Raw genomic sequence first — 20,522 nt, 5'->3', positions numbered from 1 at the left:
AATCCGTTGAGCTTTTTGGGAGCCTACGCCGTTCGGGACGAGGGGGTCGCAGGTTCAAATCCTGCCACTCCGACCAGAAAAACAAAGCGATACGCGTGTTTGTTGTTCCCGCTGCAGCGGCTCGATGTTTGATCGTCGCCTGCTCCAATTCATCGCTTTACGCAATTCCGGACGGAAAAAACCGCTGCGCAGTTTTCCTGGAATTGCTTTAGCTGACGCGTTCTATGAGTTCGATTGCCGCTTTTGTGACGTCGGCAGCGTCAAGCCGTTGAACGCAATAAACGCCCCCTGCATTGCCCGCCTTGCAGAGGCCCGGCGCTATGCACTTGCATGGCATCGGAGGCTGTAACGTACGGCTGGGAACGCCAAGGGGCCCCCAGATGTCGGGTTGGGTCAGACCGAACAGGCCAACGACGGGCGTTTTCATGGCCGCGGCCAGGTGCATGGGTCCGCTCTCGTTGCCAAGGAAGATCAGGGCCTCGCCCAGCAGGGGCAAAAGGGTGGTCAGGGGTGCCTGGCCAACGAGATTCACGATCGGCGATGTTGCCGCATCCAACACCTTGCCTGCGATACCTGCCTCGTCCGGACCGCCAACGATGACCGCCCGGAGACCCTTTCGACGGTAAATCTCTCCCAGGACCGAAGCGAAACGATCCGGCTGCCAGCAACGGCCTGGGAAACTGGCGCCGGCATGGACGGCGACAAACGACTTCGTTTCCAGTTCGTGTCGGGCAAGCAGCTGCTTTGCCTGGCGCGAACCGGATTCGGTTGGCTTGAGGGACGGAATAGGATCGGTCACAGGAATGCCAAGGGCAAACAGCGGCGAAAGGTACCGATGCAGATAATGCTCACCGCCATGGCCGTATGTGGCGGCAAAGATGTTGGCGCTTTGGCGCTCCCAGAATTTCAGGGGCTGCTCCGATGGAACATAGCCTACGCGAAAAGGCGCCTTGACGAAGCGCATCACAAGCCGTGATGTCTTGGAGTCGGACAGATCGATGATAAGATCATACTCCGACTTCCTCAGATCGTGCAGGAGCCTGGACATTCCGGACATGCGCTCGAAAGGGGAGCCGCGCATTTTGCCGCGATCGAGCGAAACCACGCTGTCGGCGATGCCTTGCTCCAGAACGAATTTCGCCAGCGCCGCCTGGCATAGCATGGTGATCGTCGCGTTCGGAAACTCTGCCCGCAGATGCCTGACCAGAACCGAGGTTAGAACGACATCCCCGATAAACTTCGTCTGATTTATGAGTATTGATTGTACGTTGCCAGCCTTCGGCAGCGCCTTTGCCGGCTCTTTTGAATTCTTGATCCAACTTTTCATGGAATGACTATTCCATTTCAGCCAAAAAGAATCCAAAATTTTCGACAAACGATCGATGTAGGCAATAGCCGCGCAATGACAAGCTCGTTCTGTCCGCTGATATAGGATATCGCCTCAGCCATCAACCAACCAGGAATATTTGTCAACGCAGATGGGGCTCGCAGGCTCTCTTTCAAGGGTTCCGCCGAGGTCGAACTCGTGTCCGTCGTGAATGTGAATGACCCCGGTTCGTTTCGGCGTACGCACGCATGCGGACATATCGGAGGGTGGCCATGGTCGCTTACGCTGGAGTAAGGTCGTGGACATGAAATTGCATTCGACCCCCAGCAGGCCGTTCATCCCCGTGCTCCTCCTCGCCCTTGTCGGAGGCTGCGCGTCGACCAGCGGATCGATCGATCCGGCGAATTACGACAAGATGACATGCGCCGAACTGAACAGCGCCATAGGCGAAGCCGCCAAAGGCATCTCGCAGACAGCCATCACGCGGGGCAAGGTCGCCAGCACCAGTGTTCCGAGATGGCTGCTGGGCGGCTCAAGCGTCAAGGCCGCCGTCGCCAATCGCGAAACGACCAGGATCGATCGGCTGAAGCAGCAGCAAGCGGCCATGGCCGCGGCCAGGGCGCGCAAATGCCCAGGGCTGGCGAATTGAGCTGAGGCGCCGCTGCCGGGCTCGCCTCACGCACTCAAACGAAACCGCGTGACATCGATTGCGGCGCTCATCAGCGTCTGCGTGTAGCCGGCCTGCGGATTGCTGAAAATGTCTTCCGTCGGCCCTTCCTCGACGATCTTGCCCTGCTTCATGACGATGATGTAGTCGGCCATGGCGCGCACCACGGCGAGATCGTGGCTGATGAACAGATAGGACAGCTCATGATCGGCCTGCAGCTTGCGCAGCAGTTCGACAATCTGTTTCTGCACCGAACGGTCGAGCGCCGAGGTCGGCTCGTCCAGCACCACCAGCTTGGGTTTGAGGATCATGGCGCGGGCAATTGCGATGCGCTGACGCTGGCCGCCTGAGAATTCGTGCGGATAGCGATTGCGCGAGTTGGGATCGAGGCCAACTTCGCGCAGCGCCTCGACGGCGCGCTGGTCGCGCTGCTTGCCCGAGAGGTTCGGTTCATGCACCAGCAGCCCTTCGGTAATGACCTGGCCGATGGTCATGCGTGGCGATAGCGAACCGAACGGATCCTGGAAGACCAGCTGCAATTGGCGCCGCAGCGGCCGCATCGTCTGGCGGTCGGCGGTCGAGATATCGCGGTCGCCGAAGCGGATCACGCCATCGCTCGGCAACAGCCGCAGCAAAGCGCGGCCAAGCGTCGATTTTCCAGAGCCTGATTCGCCGACGATGCCGATCGTCTGATTGCGCCTCAGCCTGATCGAGATGCGGTCGACGGCGCGCAGCATCAGCGGTTCGCCGGCCAGAAAGCCGCCGCCGATGCGGAAGGTGACCTCGACGTTTCTGCCTTCGAGCAGGACGGGCGCATTGGCCGGCGGCGGCGCCTTGGTCCCGGTCGGCTCGGCCGCCAGAAGCATCTTGGTGTAGGCATGCTGAGGACTGGCGAAGATGGCTTGCGCGTCCCCCTCCTCCACCACCTCACCGGAGCGCATGACATAGACCCGGTCGGCAAAGCGCCGGACGATGCCGAGATCGTGTGTGATGAAGACGATCGCCATGCCGAGCTTGCGCTGCAGCTCAGCCAGAAGCATGAGGATCTGCGCCTGGATGGTGACGTCGAGCGCAGTCGTCGGTTCGTCGGCAATCAGGATGTCGGGATCGTTTGCCAACGCCATGGCGATCATGACGCGCTGGCGCTGGCCACCCGACATTTCGTGCGGATAGGATTTCATGCGCCGTTCGGGATCGGGAATATGCACCAGCCTGAGCAGGTTGAGCGCCTCCTCGCGCGCTTGCGCCGCATTCAAGCCCCGGTGCCGGCGGATCGGTTCGATCAGCTGGTTGCCGATCGAATAGAGCGGATCGAGCGAGGTCATCGGCTCCTGGAAGATCATGCTGATCTTGCGGCCGCGGACCTTGTTCAGCTCGGATTTGCTTAGCGTCAGAAGATTGCGGCCGCGATAATCGACGCTGCCGGTGGCTTCTCCATTGGAGGCCAGCAGGCTCATCGCCGCCATCATCGTCTGGCTTTTGCCTGAGCCGGATTCGCCGACCACGGCGACGGTTTCGCCCGCCTTGACGTGGATGTTGATGCCTTTCACCGCCTCGACCGCGCCGTCGAGGGTGCGGAAGCGCACGCGAAGATCTTTTACGCTGAGGATGGTCTCTGCTGCGTCCATCTTAGCGGTCCTTGGGGTCGAGCGCATCGCGCAGGCCGTCGCCGACGAAGTTCAGGGCGAACAAGGTGGAGACCAGGAAGAAGGCAGGGAACAGAAGCAGCCAGTTTGCAGTGCCGATGTTCTTGGCGCCGACCGAGATCAGCACGCCCCAGCTGGTCATCGGCTCCTGAATGCCGAGCCCGAGGAACGACAGAAAACTCTCCAGGATAATGACCTGCGGCACCAGCAGCGTCATGTAGATCACCACCGGCCCGAGCAGGTTGGGAATGACGTGGCGCAAAAGGATGCCGCGCTGGCCGACGCCCATGGCCTCTGCCGCCTGGACATATTCCTGGCGGCGGATGGACAGCGCCTGGCCGCGCACGATGCGGGCCATGTCGAGCCACAGCACGGCGCCGACCGCCAGGAACATCAGCACGAAGTTGCGGCCGAAGAACACCACCAGCATGATGACGAAGAAGATGAAGGGCAGCGAATAAAGCACGTCGACGATGCGCATCATCACCTCGTCTACCCTGCCTCCGGCAAAGCCGGCAGTGGCGCCGTAGAGCACGCCGATGGCCACGGCCACGACGCCGGCGAGCAGACCGATGGCCAGCGAGACACGCCCGGCCATCAGCGTCCGCGACAACAGATCACGGCCGGTGTTGTCGGTGCCGAAAAGAAAATATTGCTGCTTGACCGAGGCGCTCATCGTCGCTTCGAGGCCGTCAGGCGACTTGCTTTCGATCCTGGTGTCGTCGAAGGCGTCGGACCGGTCGAGATAGCGGATGTTGCGGTCGTCGATCGCCTTGCTGGAGGTGACGGTGACGAAGACGCGATTGCCGTCCTGGCGCCAGTCCTTGATGTCGACACGCATGCGCTTGATCGCCTCATTAAGCGCGGTCTCGATCATGTCCGCCTTCGGATAGGCCGACAGGCTCGGCGGCGTACGCACATAATCACCATAGATGGTGGTGTATTGGTGCGGCACGAACCAGGGCCCGAACACGCTGATCACGGCGATCAGGATCAGATAGTAGAGGCTGAACATGGCAGCGCGGTTGGCCTTGAGGCGCGCCCAGGCATCGCCCCACAGCGAACGGCCGACGACCGGTGCGGCGATCGCGATATCAGTCATAGCGCACCCTCGGATCGACGACGGCGTACATGACGTCGACGATCAGGTTGAAGACGATGGTGAAGATGGCGATGACCACCACCGTCCCCATCACCAGCGTGTAGTCGCGGTTGAGCGCGGCATCGACGAAGTAGCGCCCGACGCCGGGAATGGAGAAGATCGTCTCGACGATGATCGAGCCGGTGAGCAGGGCGGCGGCAGCCGGACCGGTGAAGGAGACGATCGGCAGGACGGCGCCGCGCAGCGCGTGCTTGACCACCACCGACCAGTCGGACAGGCCGAGCGCGCGCGCCGTGCGGATGTGATGCGAGCGCAGCGATTCGATCATCGAGCCGCGCATCAGGCGGGCGACGATGGCGATCTGCGGCAGGGCAAGCGTCAGCACGGGACCGATCTTGTTGATAAGCGCGCCATCGCCCCAGCCGCCGATCGGCAATAGCTTCCAGGTCAATCCGAACACGAGCTGGATAATCGGCGCGATGACGAAGGTCGGGATGGTGCTGCCCGCGGTTGCCAGCGCAATCACCGTGTAGTCGCCAAGTTTGTTCTGGTTGAGCGCCGCAATGGTACCGAGCACGCTGCCGAGCAGCAGCGCCAAGATCAGCGCGGAGGCGCCGAGCTGAATGGAAATAGGCAAGCCCTTCGCGAAAAGCTCGGTGACGGTAAAGTCCGGCATATTGTAGCTCGGGCCGAAATTGCCGCGCAGGAGATTGCCGAGATAGTGGACATATTGCAGCCAGAGCGGGTCGGCGAGCCCGAACTGGGCTTCAAGATTGGCCCTGATCTCGGGGCTCAGGCCCCGCTCCTGGTTGAACGGGCCGCCCGGTGCGACGCGCATCAGGAAGAACGCCAAGGTCACGATGACGAATAGCGTTGGAATGGCGGTCAGAAGCCGCCTGAAAATGTAGCGTAGCATCGGCGGTGCCCTGCTTCGGCCAGGGTGATGGGCATCCAACCGGACGCCCGCAGCGCTCTGGCACCTCTCATCTTCGCACCATGGCCTGCGAAAATCGATTTCGACTTTCGGGCCCCATGCGACGACAGCTCGACCCGCCGTCCTGAACGGGCGGCGGGTCGATCAAGGTTTTCAATCCTTGGAGATGAAGCGGGACGGATGCACGTCCATGACGTTGTCGACGAAGCCATGGAGCTTCGGGGAAACGATATCGTGGTAGCTATAGTAGAGAAGCGGGATCTGGCCGACGTCGTCGACGAGGATACGCTCGGCGGCGGCGAGTTCCTTCATGCGCTCTTCCGGCTTGCCGCCGGCGGCGGCCGCCTTGTCCATGGCCGCCTCATATTGCGGGCTGTCATAGACCGAATAGTTGTTGCCGCTGGCCTTGCGCGAGATGCCCAGGAAGGTTTCGGGATCCTTGTAGTCGGCAATCCAGGCGGCGCGCGCAACGTCATAGTCACCCCTCTGCTCGAGGAAGGAGTAGTGGGTCTTGGTGTCGGTGTTGAGCAGCGTGACGTCGACGCCGAGCGGCTTCAGCTGTTCCTGGATGGCGACCGCAGTATTCTTGTGGTTCTCCGAGGTGTTGTATCGGATCTCCATCTTCAGCGGATGCTCCGGCGTGTAACCGAGTTTCTCGAGTATCTTCTTGGCTGCGTCCTCGCGGTCGATCTGCGACATGTCGGCATATTTGGCCATCGCCGGCGTGTAGCCCTCGATGCCCGGAGGGACCATCGAATAGCCTGGCAGCATTGAATTCTGCCAGACCTTTTCGGCAATGAAATCGCGGTCGATGGCCATCGAGATGGCATTGCGCAGCTCGACATTGTCCCAGGGCTTCTTGTCGGTCTTGATCGCGTAGTAATAGGTGCCGAGATACGGCCCCACCTTGATCTGATCACCGAACTTGGCCTTGAGGTCGGCGAGCTGCTCGGTCGGTAGATCGTCGTAGCTGTCGAGTTCGCCGGCCTCGAAGCGCTTCATCGCCGAGGAGCGATCCTCTGTCGGGATGTAGTTGACGACGTCGATCTTGACGCTTCCGGCATCCCAGAATTTCGGATTCTTGACCAGTTTCATATGATCGTTGGGAACCCACTCGGCCAGCGTATAGGCGCCGTTGGAAACGAGATTGCCCGGCTTGATCCAGTCGGCGCCGAGCTTGTCCATGGACGCCTTGTTGACCGGATAGGTCGCCTGGTGGGTCAGCATTTCGAGGAAATATGGCGTCGGCGCCTTCAGCGTCACTTCAAGGGTGGTCGCGTCGATGGCCTTGACGCCCATGTCCTCGGGCTTGCCCTTCTTGGTGTTGACTTCCTCGGCGTTCTTGACGGGATAGAGCATCGAGGCATATTCGGCGGCCGTCGCCGGGTCTTCGAGGCGGCGGAAAGCGAAGACGAAGTCTTCGGCCGTCACCGGGCTGCCGTCGGACCACTGGCCGTCCTTCCTGAGCTTGAAGGTGTAAACGGTACCGTCATCCGACACCGTCCAGCTCTCGGCGGCGCCGGGGATGACGTTGGCCTTCTCGTCCTGCATCACCAGACCTTGGAACAGGTCGCGCAAGACGTTGGCTTCATAAACCGTCGAGGTCTTATGCGGATCAACCGACTCGGATTCGGCAGCAGTGCCTCTGTTGTAGACGACCTCGGCAAAGGCCGGCGTGTAGAATGTTCCGGCGGCCAGCGCCATGGTTGTGGCGAATGCCGTCGCCTTCAGCATGTTTTTCAGCATGAAGTTTCTCCCTGTCGGCGCTGCCAACGGCGCGCCTTTGTGTGTTGACGCCCCGGGACCGATGTCTGGCCCCTTTGAGCGCGCCGCCGGTTCCCTCCGTCGGCTGGTGGCAGGAGACTAGACAGGCGGCAAGCTCTTTTCAACCGAGTACTGATTGACCCTAAGTCAATAGCCAGGAATCAAAGAAGCCGCGGCTAAATTAGCGTAGCTTTTCAATCATACACACTTCCAGGTTGCGCCTAGAGTTTTCGCTTTTTGCATGCGAACTTTGGCATGCTCGGCGGCATGGTTCAGAACCTCATTCGCCGGATCCAGGGGCGCCGATTCCAGACAGACACTTCGGCAACTTCGGCGGTTGAGTTCGCTCTGCTATCACCGATATTCATCCTTCTCCTGCTCGGAATGGTTGCATACGGTATCTATTTCGGCGCGGCCAATTCAATACAGCAGATCGCGGCGGACGCCGCCCGGACGGCCATCTCGGGGCTGAACCAGACCGAGCGGCAGACGCTCGTGGCCTCGTTTCTCGCCAATAACGCCGGTGGATATCCCTTCGTCGACGCCAGCAAGCTGACTTATCGGGCCAATGACAGCACGGCGGACGGCAATCAGTTCGTGGTGTCGATCCAGTACGATGCCCGAAACCTGCCGATCTGGAATCTCTTTCCGGGCATAGCCATGCCGGGTACCACGATCAAACGCCAATCAACGATCAGGGTGGGGGGCATCTGAATGCTGCTCAGTTCGCGCTTGAAGATCCGCAGGCTTGCACGCCTGATGCTTGGTGACCAACGAGCGAATTTCACGGTGATGACGGCGTTGAGCGCGCCGGTCGCGCTGGCGCTGGCAGCAGTGGCGATCGACGAGGCCTCCATTTACACCGAGCGCCGAGAAGCACAGGCGATGGTCGACCTGGCAGCGATCACCGCGGCTTCGAACATCAACAACGTCCAGACCGCGGTCTTGACCACGCTCACCGACAACGGGATGCCAGGTGTCGTCGTTCAGGGCTCGGGTCAAACCATTCCCGCGGCGGTGGGCAAAACCGTCGTGACGGTCACGCGGGGCCGATATGCAGGGGCATCCTCGGTCAATGTGGATCAACGCTTCCAAGCAGGCGTAACCCCTTACAACGCGGTTCATGTGACCCTGCGCAAGATCCCCAACCGCTATTTCGCAAGCTCGCTGATCCCAACGCCCATCATTGGCACCGAAGCCACCGCCAGCATGACGCCACAGGCCACTTTCTCGGTCGGATCGAGGTTGCTCAGCGTCAATACCAGCAACAGCCCCATCCTCAACGCGCTTCTCGGCGGCCTTCTAGGCGGCAACATCTCGCTCAGCGTCATGGACTACAACGGATTGATCTCCGCCGATGTCAGCGTGCTTTCCTTCGTCGATGCCCTGGCGGTGCAATTGAACCTGACGGGCGTGACCTATTCGGACGTTCTGGCCTCAAAGGCTGCAGTCGGCCAGATCGCCACCGCCATGGCCAATGTTCCCGGGCTCGGCAACACGGCCAAGGTCGCCTTGCAAACCATGGCAAGCAAATCGACTAACACGGTCAAGATTCCGCTCAGCCATCTCATCGACCTCGGCCCCCTCGGCAGACTTGGCCTCGGGCAGAGGCCAGCCGGCCTTGGCGTTGACGCCAGCGCGATGGGAATGCTGATGGCCGCCGCCGAACTGGCAAACGGTTCGAAGCAGATCGACCTCGGTCTCAGCACCGGCATACCGGGGGTGCTGTCGAGCACGCTCGCCATCGCCTTCGGCGAACCGCCGCAATCCTCGCCATGGCTGAAGGTTGGCGAAGTCGGCACCATTGTGCGGACGGCCCAGACCCGTATCAAGCTGGTGGTGAAGATCGGAGCCGGCAACAGCAATGTCGGAGGCGGTATCACCCTGGTGTCGTTCAGTCTGCCTCTGCATGTCGAAGTCGCCTATGCCGAGGCCAAGCTCACCGACATAAGTTGTCCGACAGGCCCCAGCAGCATCAAGGTGACCATCGCCACCCGTCCCGGTATCGTCGAAGGGCATCTCGGCGACAGCAGCAGCGCCGGCTTTGCCGATTTCACCAACAAGGAGACGTTTTCCAACACGGAAATCGCGAGCGTGAAACTTCTGATCATCCCGGTGCTGTCGGTGGTGGGCTCAGCGGCGTTCGACATGGCCAACAACACGCTAACGACGTTGACTTTCAACAAGGCCGATATCGATGCCAAGACGATAAGGACCGCTTACACCCAAAATTTTACCCAGTCGTTGACTACGTCGCTGGTCAGCGATTTGTCGCTGACGGCGAATTTACTCGGTCTGCCGCTGCTGAATCTGAACACGCTGATCGCAACCGTAAGCCCGCCAGTGGTGGCACTTCTGAACAGCGTAACAGCTCCGGTCGACACGTTGCTTACCAATCTGCTCGGAGCTCTTGGCGTGCGTCTCGGTGAAGCCGACGTCCGGGTCACCGGCGCAACGTGCGGACGTGCCGTGCTTGTCCAGTAAGATGGCCGGCACGCGCTGATCTAGGCAAGGTGTCCAAGAAAGCATCCGAGTGTCGGCAGCAAAAGCACGGCTTCTCCGGCGAGCGAGGCATCGCCGCCAAGTTTCGCAACCGCTCCTAAGTCTTGCGGCAGCGGCCAATTGGCCGGTTCCCCGGCGAAATTGAAGGCACAAAGCAGCCTCTCATCGCCATGCTCGCGGACAAAGGCCAGCACGTCGCCTTCGGCGTCGAGAAAGCGGATCGAACCGCCGACCAGCGCCGGATGCCGCTTGCGCAAAGCGAGTGCCGAACGGTAGGCGGAAAGTACCGATTGCTCATCGCCGCTCTGTACATCGACCGCGCGAGCGCGATGGCTTTCCGGCACCGGCAGCCAGGGTTTACCGGTGGAGAAGCCCGCATTATCGGCGCCGGACTCCCAGACCATGGGCGTGCGGCAGCCATCCCTTCCCTTCACACCGGGCCAGAAGCGGATGCCTACCGGATCGCGCAGGTCCTCATAGGCAAGTTCCGCCTCCGGCAAACCGAGTTCCTCGCCCTGGTAGAGGCAGATCGAGCCACGCAGGCAAGAGAGCAGCATGATCGAGAATTTGGCCACCACGTCAGGATCGCCGCCCGGCCGCGTCCAGCGGCTGACATGACGCATGACGTCATGGTTGGAAAACGCCCAGCAGACCCAGCCATCTACGACAGCGTTTTCGAAAGCCTCGACACAGCCGCGCACATGCGCCGCCGAAAATTGCGGGCCAAGCAGATCGAAGGTGTAGCACATCTGCAGCTTGTCGCCGCCGGAGGTGTAGGCGGCCAGCGTCTGTAGGGAGCGCCCCTCATCACCGATTTCGCCGACGGCGGCGCGATCCCCGTACTCGTCGAGCAGCGCCCGAAAGCGCCGCAGGAACGCTAGATTTTCCGGCTGCGTCTTGTCGAACAGGTGCTCCTGGTAGAGGTAGGTGTTGGTCTCGGTGTTGGTGCCTGCAACGCTCGACGCCAAGGGCGGGTTGCTGCGCAGCCAGCGGTCGTGGACGTAGTAGTTGACGGTGTCCAGCCGGAAGCCGTCGACGCCGCGCTCCAACCAGAACCGCACTGTATCCAGAAGCGCGTCCTGGACCTCCGGGTTGTGAAAGTTGAGATCCGGCTGCGAAGCGAGGAAATTGTGCAGATAGTACTGCCGGCGGGTCGCATCCCATTCCCACGAGGGGCCGCCGAAGACCGACAGCCAGTTGTTGGGCACACCACCATCCGGTCTGGCGTCGGCCCACACGTACCAATCGGCCTTTGGATTGTCGCGGCTGGCGCGGCTTTCGACGAACCATTCGTGCCTGTCGGAGGAGTGCGACAGCACCTGGTCGATGATGATTTTCAGGCCAAGCCGGTGCGCTTCGGCAACCAGTGTATCGAAATCCTCCAACGTGCCGAACATCGGATCGACGTCGCAATAATCCGACACGTCGTAGCCCATATCGGCCATCGGCGACTTGAAGAAAGGCGACAGCCAGACGGCATCGGCGCCGAGCGAGGCAATGTGGGCGAGCCTTGATGTGATGCCGGCGAGATCGCCGCTGCCGTCGCCGGTCGTGTCCTGGAAGGAACGCGGGTAGACCTGGTAAATGACGCAACCGCGCCACCAGTCGGCCGCTCGCTCGGCATTGTCGTCAGTCATCACGACCCTTTCCCTGTCTGGGCCCTTCCGTCCTGCGCTCGATCATGAAATTCACGCTGCGGCCCGGCAGCGCGCGAGAAAGATCAACTGCTTGCGCTTCGATGGCGGGATGCCATCGGAATCCGTCTCGCGCGGGCAATGTGAAGATGCATTGGCGGCGATCGCCATTGACCATGACGGCAAGCCGGCCATCCACGCCGCCGAGCAGCATGACGAGGCGATGCCGGGCGGGATCGTTCCACTCCGCCTCGCCGAGCAGCGCCCCCGTCTCGGTGAGCCAGGCGACGTCGGCAGTGTCCGACCCGGCCAGCGGCTGGCCGGTGAGGAAATCTGTATTAGAGAGCGCCGGCACCGCGCGGCGCAAGGCGGCCAGTGCACGCGCGTAGCCTTCCAGCGCCTGGTCACGCCCCTTCCAGTCGAGCCAGGTGATGTTGTTGTCCTGCGCATAAGCGTTGTTATTGCCTTGCTGGCTGCGGCTGAATTCGTCGCCGGCCGTCAGCATGATCGTGCCGCGCGAGGCGAACAGCGTGGCGAGCAGCGCACACTGGTCGCTGAAGCGCGCCTTCGCGATTGCCGCGTCGTCCGTCGCGCCCTCGACGCCGTTGTTCCAGGACAGGTTCTCGTTGTGGCCATCGCGATTTTGCTCACCATTGGCCTCGTTATGCTTCTCCTCATAAGCAACGATGTCGGCCAGCGTCATGCCGTCATGGGCCGCGATGAAATTCACCGTGCGGCTGGCGGGCTGGCCGCCCCTGCCGAAAATATCGGACGAACCGGCAAGTCGTGTCGCCAGCGTACCAACCATGCCGGCATCGCCGCGCCAGAAGCGCCTGGCATCGTCGCGATAACGATCGTTCCATTCCAGGAAGCGGGAGGGGAAGTTGCCGAGCTGATAGCCATCGAGACCGATGTCCCAGGGCTCGGCGATCAACACACGGCCGGCCAACAGCGCATCCTCGCGCATCGCCTCCAGCAACGGCGCTTGCGCTTCGAATGTGCCGTTGACGCGCCCCAGCACCGGCGCCAGGTCGAAACGAAAACCGTCGACGCCGGCATGGCGGACAAAATGGCGAAGCGTGTCGAGCACCATTTCCCGCACCGCCGGGTGATCGCCGGCGACCGTGTTGCCGGTACCAGTATCATTGACCTGCCTGCCATCCGGCTGGTGCCGGTAATAAGCCTGATTGTCGAGGCCGCGCAGCGACAATGTCGGACCGAGCCTGTCACTTTCGCCCGTGTGGTTGAAGACAAGGTCGAGAATGGTGCCGATGCCGGCCGCACGCAGCGCGGCAACGGTATCGCGCAATTCGGCCAGGCCGCCAGGGGCCAGGCGCGGGTCTAGTGCCATGAAGGTGACAGGGTTATAACCCCAGGCGTTGCTCAACCCGAGCGGCGGCAGATGCCGCTCGTCGATCGATGCCGTCACCGGCATCAGCTCGACGGCGGAGACGCCGAGCCTTCGCAGGTGCTCGACGATAGCCGGATGAGCAAGCGCGGCGGTCGTGCCGCGCTGTTTTTCCGGCACATCCGGATGCAGCTTGGTGAAGGCGCGCACCGGCACTTCGTAGATCAGGCCGCCCGGACGGAACAGCGGCGGCGGCACAGGCACAGCCGTGAGCAAGGCTTTCGCCACCGCCTTGGGCATCAGCGGCGCGGTGTCGGCACCTTCGTTGCGTCGCGCGGCGAGACGCCAGTGATAGGCATAGGGCCGATCGATCTCGACGGCGTAGGGATCGGTCAGCAGCTTGTCGGGGTCGAACCAAAATCCGCGCTCGGGCGCGTAATCGCCATCGGCGCGAAAGCCGTAGCGGGTGCCCTCGCCAAGGCCGGAGACGAAGAGGGCATGCACGCTGTCGCCTTCCGGTTTCAGCTCCAGCCTGTCGAGTTCGCGCTCACCCTGCTCATCGAAGATCGACACCCAGAGGCGGCGCGCCGACGAGGACCAGGCGGCAAAGCGGATGCCGTCGGGGGTGATGGTGGCGCCTGATGAGGTCATCGGCGCGTCCTCCACCCTCCCCCTTGTGGGAAGGGTCGCGAACGAAGTGAGCGGGGTGGGGGCTGACGCCGGCAAAGCCCTCTACGAGCACCCCCACCCCGACCCGCTACGCGGATCGACCCTCCCCACAAGGGGGAGGGTGAAGCCACCGCCACGCTCAAGTAATCACGCTCGGCTTGTCGCGGCCGGTGTGGCTCCTGATTCCCGCGATGTCATCCGCTGCCGCGATCAGATCGGCGAGCGCCTTCTGCGTATCGAGATCGTGCCTGGCCTTGTCCGGCTCGTAGCGCTCGATGTAGACGCGCAAGGTGGCGCCCGAGGTGCCCGTGCCGGAAAGCCGGAAGACGACGCGCGAGCCGCCTTCGAACAGCACCCTGATGCCTTGATGCTCGCTCACCGAACCGTCGACCGGATCGTGATAGGTGAAGTCGTCGGCATTGGCGATCTTCAGGCCGCGCACGCTGGTGCCCGGCAGCGAGCCAAGCTTTGCGCGCAGTTCATCGACCAGCGCATTGGCGCGCCCGCTCTCGACTTCCTCGTAATCATGGCGCGAATAATAGTTTCGGCCGTAGGTCGCCCAGTGCTCGGTGACGATCTGCTTACAGCTCTCGCCGCGCGCGGCGAGGATGTTGAGCCACAAAAGCACGGCCCACAGGCCGTCCTTCTCGCGCACATGGTTGGAGCCGGTGCCCGCACTTTCCTCGCCGCAGATCGTCGCCATGCCGGCGTCGAGCAAATTGCCGAAGAATTTCCAGCCGGTCGGCGTCTCATACATGCCAATGCCGAGTTTTTCGGCGACGCGGTCGGCGGCCCCACTGGTCGGCATCGAGCGCGCAATGCCCTTCAGGCCTTCCTTGTAGCCCGGCGCCAGGCGGGCGTTGGCGGCAAGCATGGCGACAGAATCCGACGGGGTGACGAAAATGCCCTTGCCGATGATCAAATTGCGGTCGCCGTCACCGTCGGAAGCGGCACCGAAATCCGGGGCGTCCGGTCCCATCATCTCGTCATAGAGATGTTTGGCATGGACCAGGTTCGGATCCGGATGGTGGCCGCCGAAATCCGGCAGCGGCTTGAAGTTGCGGCAGGTGCCGTCGGGCGCGCCAAGCCGGTGTTCGAGGATCTCCTTGGCGTAGGGGCCGGTCACCGCGTGCATGGCGTCGAAGCGCATGCGAAAGCCCGACTTGAACAGTTTGCGCAGCGCGTCGAAATCGAACAGGCTTTCCATCAGCTCGGCATAGTCGACGACCGGATCGATGATCTCGACCGTCATGCCGGCGGCCTTGACCGTGCCGATCGCGTCGATGTCGATCGGATCGATGTCGACGGTCTTGAAGCTGGAGATCGCCTTGGTCCTGGCGAAGATCGCATCGGTCAGCTTTTCCGGCGCCGGGCCGCCATTGCCGGCATTGTACTTGATGCCGAAATCCTCGTGCGGGCCGCCCGGATTGTGGCTGGCCGACAGGATGATGCCGCCGAACGTCTTGTATTTGCGGATGACATGCGAAGCGGCCGGCGTCGACAAGATGCCGCCCTGCCCGACCATCACCTTGCCAAACCCGTTGGCGGCGGCCATGGCGATGGCCTTCTGGATGACCTCGCGATTGTAGAAGCGGCCGTCGCCGCCGATCACCAGGGTCTCGCCCTTGAACCCGTCCAGCGCGTCGAAGATCGACTGGATGAAGTTCTCGGCATAGTGCTCCTGCTGGAATACAGGCACCTTCTTGCGCAGCCCCGAAGTGCCGGGCTTCTGGTCGGAATAGGGTTTGGTGGGAACGGTGCGTATCATGCTTCAAGCAACCCTTTTCGAAAGCAGCAGGCGATAGAGTTCAACGTATTTGTCAGCGCTTCGGTCCCAGGACAGGTCGGTCTTCATGCCCTGGCGCTGGATGGCCTCGAAGATCGCGGGGCTGGCATGGGCCTCGGCCAGGCGGCGGATGGCATGAAGCAGCGCGCCGCCGTCGCTGGGCGCGAACTGGAACCCGGTCGCCACGCCGGCGGCAATCGCCGCCTCGTTGGCGTCGATGATGGTGTCGGCGAGCCCCCCGGTGCGGGCGACCACCGGCACGCAGCCATAGCGCAGGCCATAAAGCTGCGTCAGTCCACAAGGCTCGAAGCGCGACGGGATGACGATGGCGTCGCAGCCGCCCTGCATGACGTGAGACAGGCCTTCGTCATACCCCACGACGACGCCTATGCGGCCGCGGTGGCGTGCGGCGGCGGCGAGCAGCGCGCCTTCGAGGCCGGCATCGCCCGAACCCAGAATAGCCAACCGCGCGCCCGTCGCAACGATGCCGTCGACCGCCGTCGCCAGTATGTCCATGCCCTTCTGCCAGGTCAGGCGGCTAACGACGCAGACGATCGGGCTACCGTCGCGATCGAGCCCGAAACGGCCCTCGACAGCGGCCCTGTTGGGCGCGCGCGCCTTGAGCGAGGCGGCTGTATAGTTCGACACCAGATGCTTGTCGGTCTCCGGGTTCCAGATGGCGGTGTCGATGCCGTTGACGATGCCATAGAGATCGCTGGAGCGCATGTTGATCAGGCCGTCGAGACCCATGCCGAATTCCGGTGAGCGGATTTCCTGCGCATAGGTCGGGCTGACGGTGGTGATTGCCCAGGCAGCCTGCAGGCCGGCCTTGAGGAAGCCGACGCCGCCATAATATTCCACGCCGTCAAGCGCCATCGCCGCCGTCGGCAGTCCGAGTTCGCCGAAGATGCCGGCGCCGAACTGCCCCTGGAAGGCGAGGTTGTGGACAGTCATCATCGACGGTGTGCCGACCGCCTTGCCATAGCGCATATAGGCCAGCGTCATCGCCGACTGCCAGTCATGGGCATGCACGATATCGGGCATGTAACCGGAGATGGCACCGCCGGCGATGTCGGCGCCGGCTTGGCTGAGCGCTGCGAAACGGCGCCAATTGTCCGGCCAATCGGCACCCGCGGCATTGCCATAAGGACCGCCGGGACGATCGAACAGATGCGGCGCATCGAGCACGAAAAGATCGAGCCCGGCAAGCTGGACAGAATGGACCGAAGCCTTGCCGCCCTGCAGCAGCGGATACTTGTAGACAGACTTTTTCTTCTTGAAGGCGTCCATCACCATGGGAAAACCGGGAATAAGCGTGCGCATCGTCACGCCTTTGGCGGCCAGCGCGACGGGCAGCGCGCCGGTCACATCGGCAAGCCCGCCGGTCTTGATCAGCGGAAAGATCTCTGGCGTGACCGACAGAACCTGCATGCGCTTACCGAACCGCTCCTGGTGCATGTAGCCCAAACCGTGCAGCGGTTCTGGGGCAAGGACATGCACAAACCACCCTAAAGTGACAGCTTGTTGATCAACCCGATCGGATTGACAACTTGTTGATCAAACTGATCAGGTTGACAACTTGTTGATCATGTCCTGCGTGATCAGGCAGATGCCCTTTTCCGAAACGCGGAAGCGCTTGGCGTCGAGCACGGGATCCTCACCGACCACCAGCCCTTCCGGTATCCTTACACCGTGGTCGATGACGACGCGCTTCAACGTTGCGTTCCGGCCGACATGGACGTCGGGCAGCATGACGACTTCTTCCAGCGTCGAATAGGAATTGATGCGCGCGCCGGTGAAAATCAGGCTTTTCCTGAGCGTCGCGCCCGAGACGATGCAGTCGCCCGATACCAGCGAGGACACGGCCGAACCGCGCCGTCCATCCTCGTCATGCACGAACTTCGCCGGCGGCTTCAACTCGGCATAGGTCCAGATCGGCCAGTCGCGATCGTAGAGGTCGAGTTCGGGCGTCACGTCGGTCAGGTCGATATTGGCTTCCCAATAGGCATCGACGGTGCCGACATCGCGCCAGTAGGCCTCATTTTCCGCGGTCGAGCGCACGCAGGACTTGGCGAAGCGGTGGGCGATCGCCTTACCGTGCTCGACGATATAGGGGATGATGTCCTTGCCGAAGTCGCGGCTTGAACCGGGCTCGGCCGCATCGCGGCGCAGCTGCTCCATCAGGAACTTGGTCTTGAACACGTAGATGCCCATCGAGGCCAGGGCAAACTCCGGTTTGTCTGGAATGCCGGGAGGGTCGGCCGGCTTTTCGACGAAGGCGATGATGTTGTCCTTGGCATCGACATGCATGACGCCGAAGCCCGTGGCCTCCATGCGCGGCACTTCGAGGCAGCCGACGGTGACATCGGCGCCGGCGTCGACATGCTGGCGCAGCATCAGCTCGTAGTCCATCTTGTAGATGTGATCGCCGGCGAGGATGACCATGTATTCGGGGCCATAGGCCTCGATGATGTCGATGTTCTGGTAGACCGCGTCGGCCGTGCCTTCATACCACTGGGTTTCCGACACGCGCTGGCTGGCCGGCAGGATATCGAAGCTTTCGTTTCGTTCGGGCCGCAGGAAGTTCCAGCCGCGCTGCAAATGGCGGATCAGCGAATGCGCCTTGTATTGGGTTGCAACCCCAAGGCGGCGGATGCCGGAGTTGAGGGCGTTGGAGAGCGCGAAATCGATGATGCGCGTCTTGCCGCCGAAATAGACCGCCGGCTTGGCGCGCCGGTCGGTCAGTTCCTTGAGGCGGCTGCCGCGCCCGCCGGCCAGCACATAGGCCATGGCGTCGCGGGCCAGCGGCTGGGTTCGTTTCGAGTTTGCCATTTTCTACCCTCCCAAGTTACCCGGTCTCGACATGGCTTGTTCCGCGACCAGTTCAAGCATGATCGTCGACAGCGGCGGCAAGAGCATCGTTGCGGAGATGCCCCCTTCCTCCGCCCGCGCTTCGACGGCGCCGCCATTGCCCTTGCCGGATCCGCCATATTCGGAAGCGTCCGTGTTGATGATCTCGCGCCATGTGCCGGCTTTCGGCAGCGGGACGCGGTAGTTGTCGCGCGGCACCGGCGTGAAATTGGAGATGATCGCGACCGGATTGCCTCCCGGCGCGCTGCGCAGCCAGGCGAAGACGGAATTCTGGCTGTCGTCGACGATCAGCCAGGAAAAGCCTTCCGGCTCGCAGTCGCGGCCGTGCAGGGCCGGTCGCGAGCGGTAGAGATAGTTGAGGTCGCGCACCACCTGCCAGACACCGCGATGCGAGCGGAAATCGAGAAGATTCCAGTCGAGCGCGCGCGCCTCGCTCCATTCGCGGCGCTGCGCGAACTCCTGGCCCATGAACAGCAGCTTCTTGCCGGGGTAGCCCCACATGAAAGCGTAGTAGGCGCGCAATGTCGCGAATTTCTGCCAGTCGTCGCCGGCCATCTTGCCAAGCAGCGTGCCTTTGCCGTGCACGACCTCGTCATGCGAGAGCGGCAGCACGAAATTCTCCGAGAAGGCATAGACCAGGCCGAAGGTAAGGTCGTTGTGGTGGTGTTTGCGGAAGATCGGCTCCTTGGAGAAATACTCCAGCGTGTCGTGCATGAAGCCCATGTTCCACTTGAAGCCGAAGCCCAGCCCGCCTTCATGGACCGGAGCCGAGACCTTCGGCCACGAGGTCGATTCCTCGGCGATGGTCATGACGCCCGGATGGTGGCCGTAGAGCTCCTTGTTCATCTTCTGCAGGAAGCTGACCGCCTCGAGGTTCTCGCGGCCGCCCTTCTCGTTAGGAATCCATTCGCCTGCCTTGCGCGAATAATCGAGGTAGAGCATCGAGGCGACCGCGTCGACGCGCAGGCCGTCGACATGATATTTTTCGGCCCAGAACAACGCGTTGTTGACCAGGAACGACACCACCTCGCGGCGGCCGAAATTGTAGATCGCGGTGTTCCAGTCGGGATGAAAGCCCTGGCGCGGATCGGCATGCTCGTAGAGCGCAGTGCCGTCGAAATGGACAAGGCCGTGCTCGTCGACCGGAAAATGCGCCGGCACCCAGTCGAGGATGACGCCGACGCCGGCACGGTGGGCGCCGTCGACAAAGCGGGCAAAGCCGGCCGGGTCGCCAAAGCGCGCCGATGGCGCATAGAGGCCTGTCGTCTGGTAGCCCCAGGAGGGATCATAGGGATGTTCGGAGATCGGCATGAACTCGATGTGGGTGAAGCCGGTCTCGACGACATAGGGGATCAGCCGGTCGGCCAGTTCATCCCATGACAGAAACGTTCCATCGTCGCGAAGCTGCCAGGAGCCGGCATGGACCTCGTAGATGGAGATGGCCTCGCGCCGGGGATCGGCATTGCGCCAGAAACTGCGATGCGCCTCGTCGCCCCATTGATGGGCGGGCGACGCAGCGGTCACCGACGCGGTCGCCGGGCGCAGTTCGGACTTGAAGGCAAACGGATCGGCCTTCAGCGGCAATCTCACGCCATCGGGGCCGATGATCTCGTACTTGTAGGGCCTGCCGGCGCCGATATCGGGGATGAATACCTCCCAGATGCCGGTGTCGCGGCGGTCGCGCATCGAATGGCGGCGGCCGTCCCAGTCGTTGAAATCGCCGACCACCGAGACGCGCCTTGCATTGGGGGCCCAGACGGCGAAATGCACTCCGGTGGCGCCTTCGTGCTCGATGACATGCGCGCCGAGCTTGTCGAACAGCCTCAGATGCGAGCCCTCGGCAATGTAGTAATCGTCCATCGGACCGAGCACCGGGCCAAAAGAATAGGGATCCGTCAACCACCAGTCGCCCCCGGCATTCCTGGCGTGATAGCGCAATGGCTGGCGCTTCTTGATCGACAGCTTGCCTTCGAAAAAGCCGCCATCGTCACGCCTGGACAGTTCACCAGCAATCATGCCGGTCAGCGTATAGGCGGTGACGAACTCCGCATGCGGAACGAAACAGCGGGCAAACAGGTTCTTGCCCACCTCATGGACGCCGAGGACCGCAAACGGATTGCCGTGCGTGCCGGCGACAATCGCCGCGACATCGCTGGCCGGGGCCGATCCGTCCGGCCCGCTTGTCGCAGCGGTCGCGCGCGGTTTCCTCATCGGGCAGTGTCCCTCCCCGGGCACCAAATGTTTGTTTTAAGGTATAAATTCGGCGTTTGAA

General features: G+C 62.3%; 14 protein-coding genes. 3 read left to right on the top strand and 11 right to left on the bottom strand.

The annotated features are described in order from the left end of the window. Window positions 1–208: 208 nt before the first annotated feature. A complete protein-coding gene (locus FJ951_RS10610) occupies window positions 209–1,327 on the bottom strand; it encodes a glycosyltransferase family 9 protein (protein ID WP_140514929.1) in 1,119 nt (372 codons plus the stop codon). Window positions 1,328–1,631: 304 nt separating this feature from the next. Between FJ951_RS10610 and FJ951_RS10605 the strand changes: the two genes are divergently transcribed. After that, window positions 1,632–1,976 (top strand): hypothetical protein, encoded by a 345-nt coding sequence (locus tag FJ951_RS10605; RefSeq protein ID WP_140514927.1) that lies wholly within the window; start codon window positions 1,632–1,634, stop codon window positions 1,974–1,976. A gap of 26 nt (window positions 1,977–2,002) precedes the next feature. Here the strand turns inward: FJ951_RS10605 and FJ951_RS10600 are convergent, their stop codons facing one another. The 4 genes from FJ951_RS10600 to FJ951_RS10585 form a co-directional block, all read right to left on the bottom strand. Beyond that, window positions 2,003–3,622 carry an ABC transporter ATP-binding protein gene (locus tag FJ951_RS10600; protein ID WP_140514926.1) on the bottom strand — a complete coding sequence of 540 codons (1,620 nt, stop codon included), beginning with the start codon at window positions 3,620–3,622 and terminating at the stop codon, window positions 2,003–2,005. A 1-nt stretch (window position 3,623) separates the two neighbouring features. Further along, a complete protein-coding gene (locus tag FJ951_RS10595; protein ID WP_140494797.1) occupies window positions 3,624–4,742 on the bottom strand; it encodes an ABC transporter permease subunit in 1,119 nt (372 codons plus the stop codon). Then, window positions 4,735–5,658 (bottom strand): ABC transporter permease subunit, encoded by a 924-nt coding sequence (locus tag FJ951_RS10590; RefSeq protein ID WP_140494801.1) that lies wholly within the window; start codon window positions 5,656–5,658, stop codon window positions 4,735–4,737. Before FJ951_RS10590 ends, FJ951_RS10595 begins: the two co-directional genes overlap by 8 nt. Window positions 5,659–5,829: 171 nt before the next feature. Continuing rightward, window positions 5,830–7,422, bottom strand: a complete 1,593-nt coding sequence (locus FJ951_RS10585; RefSeq protein WP_140514924.1) for a peptide ABC transporter substrate-binding protein — start codon at window positions 7,420–7,422, stop codon at window positions 5,830–5,832. 285 nt (window positions 7,423–7,707) lie between these two features. Here FJ951_RS10585 and FJ951_RS10580 point away from each other — a divergent pair, with 285 nt between their 5' ends. Both FJ951_RS10580 and FJ951_RS10575 read left to right on the top strand, forming a co-directional pair. Continuing rightward, window positions 7,708–8,154, top strand: a complete 447-nt coding sequence (locus FJ951_RS10580) for a TadE/TadG family type IV pilus assembly protein (RefSeq protein ID WP_140495051.1) — start codon at window positions 7,708–7,710, stop codon at window positions 8,152–8,154. Then, window positions 8,155–9,924: a TadG family pilus assembly protein gene (locus FJ951_RS10575; RefSeq protein WP_140514922.1), complete on the top strand. Its 1,770-nt coding sequence runs from the start codon at window positions 8,155–8,157 to the stop codon at window positions 9,922–9,924. A 20-nt stretch (window positions 9,925–9,944) separates the two neighbouring features. Here FJ951_RS10575 and FJ951_RS10570 read toward each other — a convergent pair whose 3' ends face one another. The 6 genes from FJ951_RS10570 to glgB form a co-directional block, all read right to left on the bottom strand. Further along, window positions 9,945–11,579, bottom strand: a complete 1,635-nt coding sequence (locus FJ951_RS10570) for an alpha-glucosidase family protein (protein WP_140494807.1) — start codon at window positions 11,577–11,579, stop codon at window positions 9,945–9,947. Next, window positions 11,572–13,575: a glycogen debranching protein GlgX gene (glgX, locus tag FJ951_RS10565; protein ID WP_140514920.1), complete on the bottom strand. Its 2,004-nt coding sequence runs from the start codon at window positions 13,573–13,575 to the stop codon at window positions 11,572–11,574. Before glgX ends, FJ951_RS10570 begins: the two co-directional genes overlap by 8 nt. 157 nt (window positions 13,576–13,732) lie before the next feature. Continuing rightward, window positions 13,733–15,361 (bottom strand): alpha-D-glucose phosphate-specific phosphoglucomutase, encoded by a 1,629-nt coding sequence (locus tag FJ951_RS10560; RefSeq protein ID WP_140514918.1) that lies wholly within the window; start codon window positions 15,359–15,361, stop codon window positions 13,733–13,735. Between the two features lie 3 nt (window positions 15,362–15,364). After that, window positions 15,365–16,810 (bottom strand): glycogen synthase GlgA, encoded by a 1,446-nt coding sequence (gene glgA / locus FJ951_RS10555; RefSeq protein WP_140494814.1) that lies wholly within the window; start codon window positions 16,808–16,810, stop codon window positions 15,365–15,367. Window positions 16,811–16,945: 135 nt separating this feature from the next. After that, window positions 16,946–18,211, bottom strand: coding sequence for a glucose-1-phosphate adenylyltransferase (glgC, locus tag FJ951_RS10550; RefSeq protein ID WP_140494816.1), 1,266 nt, complete (start codon window positions 18,209–18,211; stop codon window positions 16,946–16,948). Between the two features lie 3 nt (window positions 18,212–18,214). Further along, complete coding sequence (gene glgB / locus FJ951_RS10545; RefSeq protein WP_140494818.1) at window positions 18,215–20,461, bottom strand: 1,4-alpha-glucan branching protein GlgB; 2,247 nt, start codon at window positions 20,459–20,461, stop codon at window positions 18,215–18,217. Window positions 20,462–20,522: the final 61 nt, after the last annotated feature.

It is taken from the genome of Mesorhizobium sp. B2-2-3 (genome assembly GCF_006442405.1).
Lineage (GTDB): Bacteria > Pseudomonadota > Alphaproteobacteria > Rhizobiales > Rhizobiaceae > Mesorhizobium.
The sequence above is the reverse complement of the archived record's forward strand: the minus strand, read 5'-3'. Positions and strand labels throughout refer to the sequence as shown.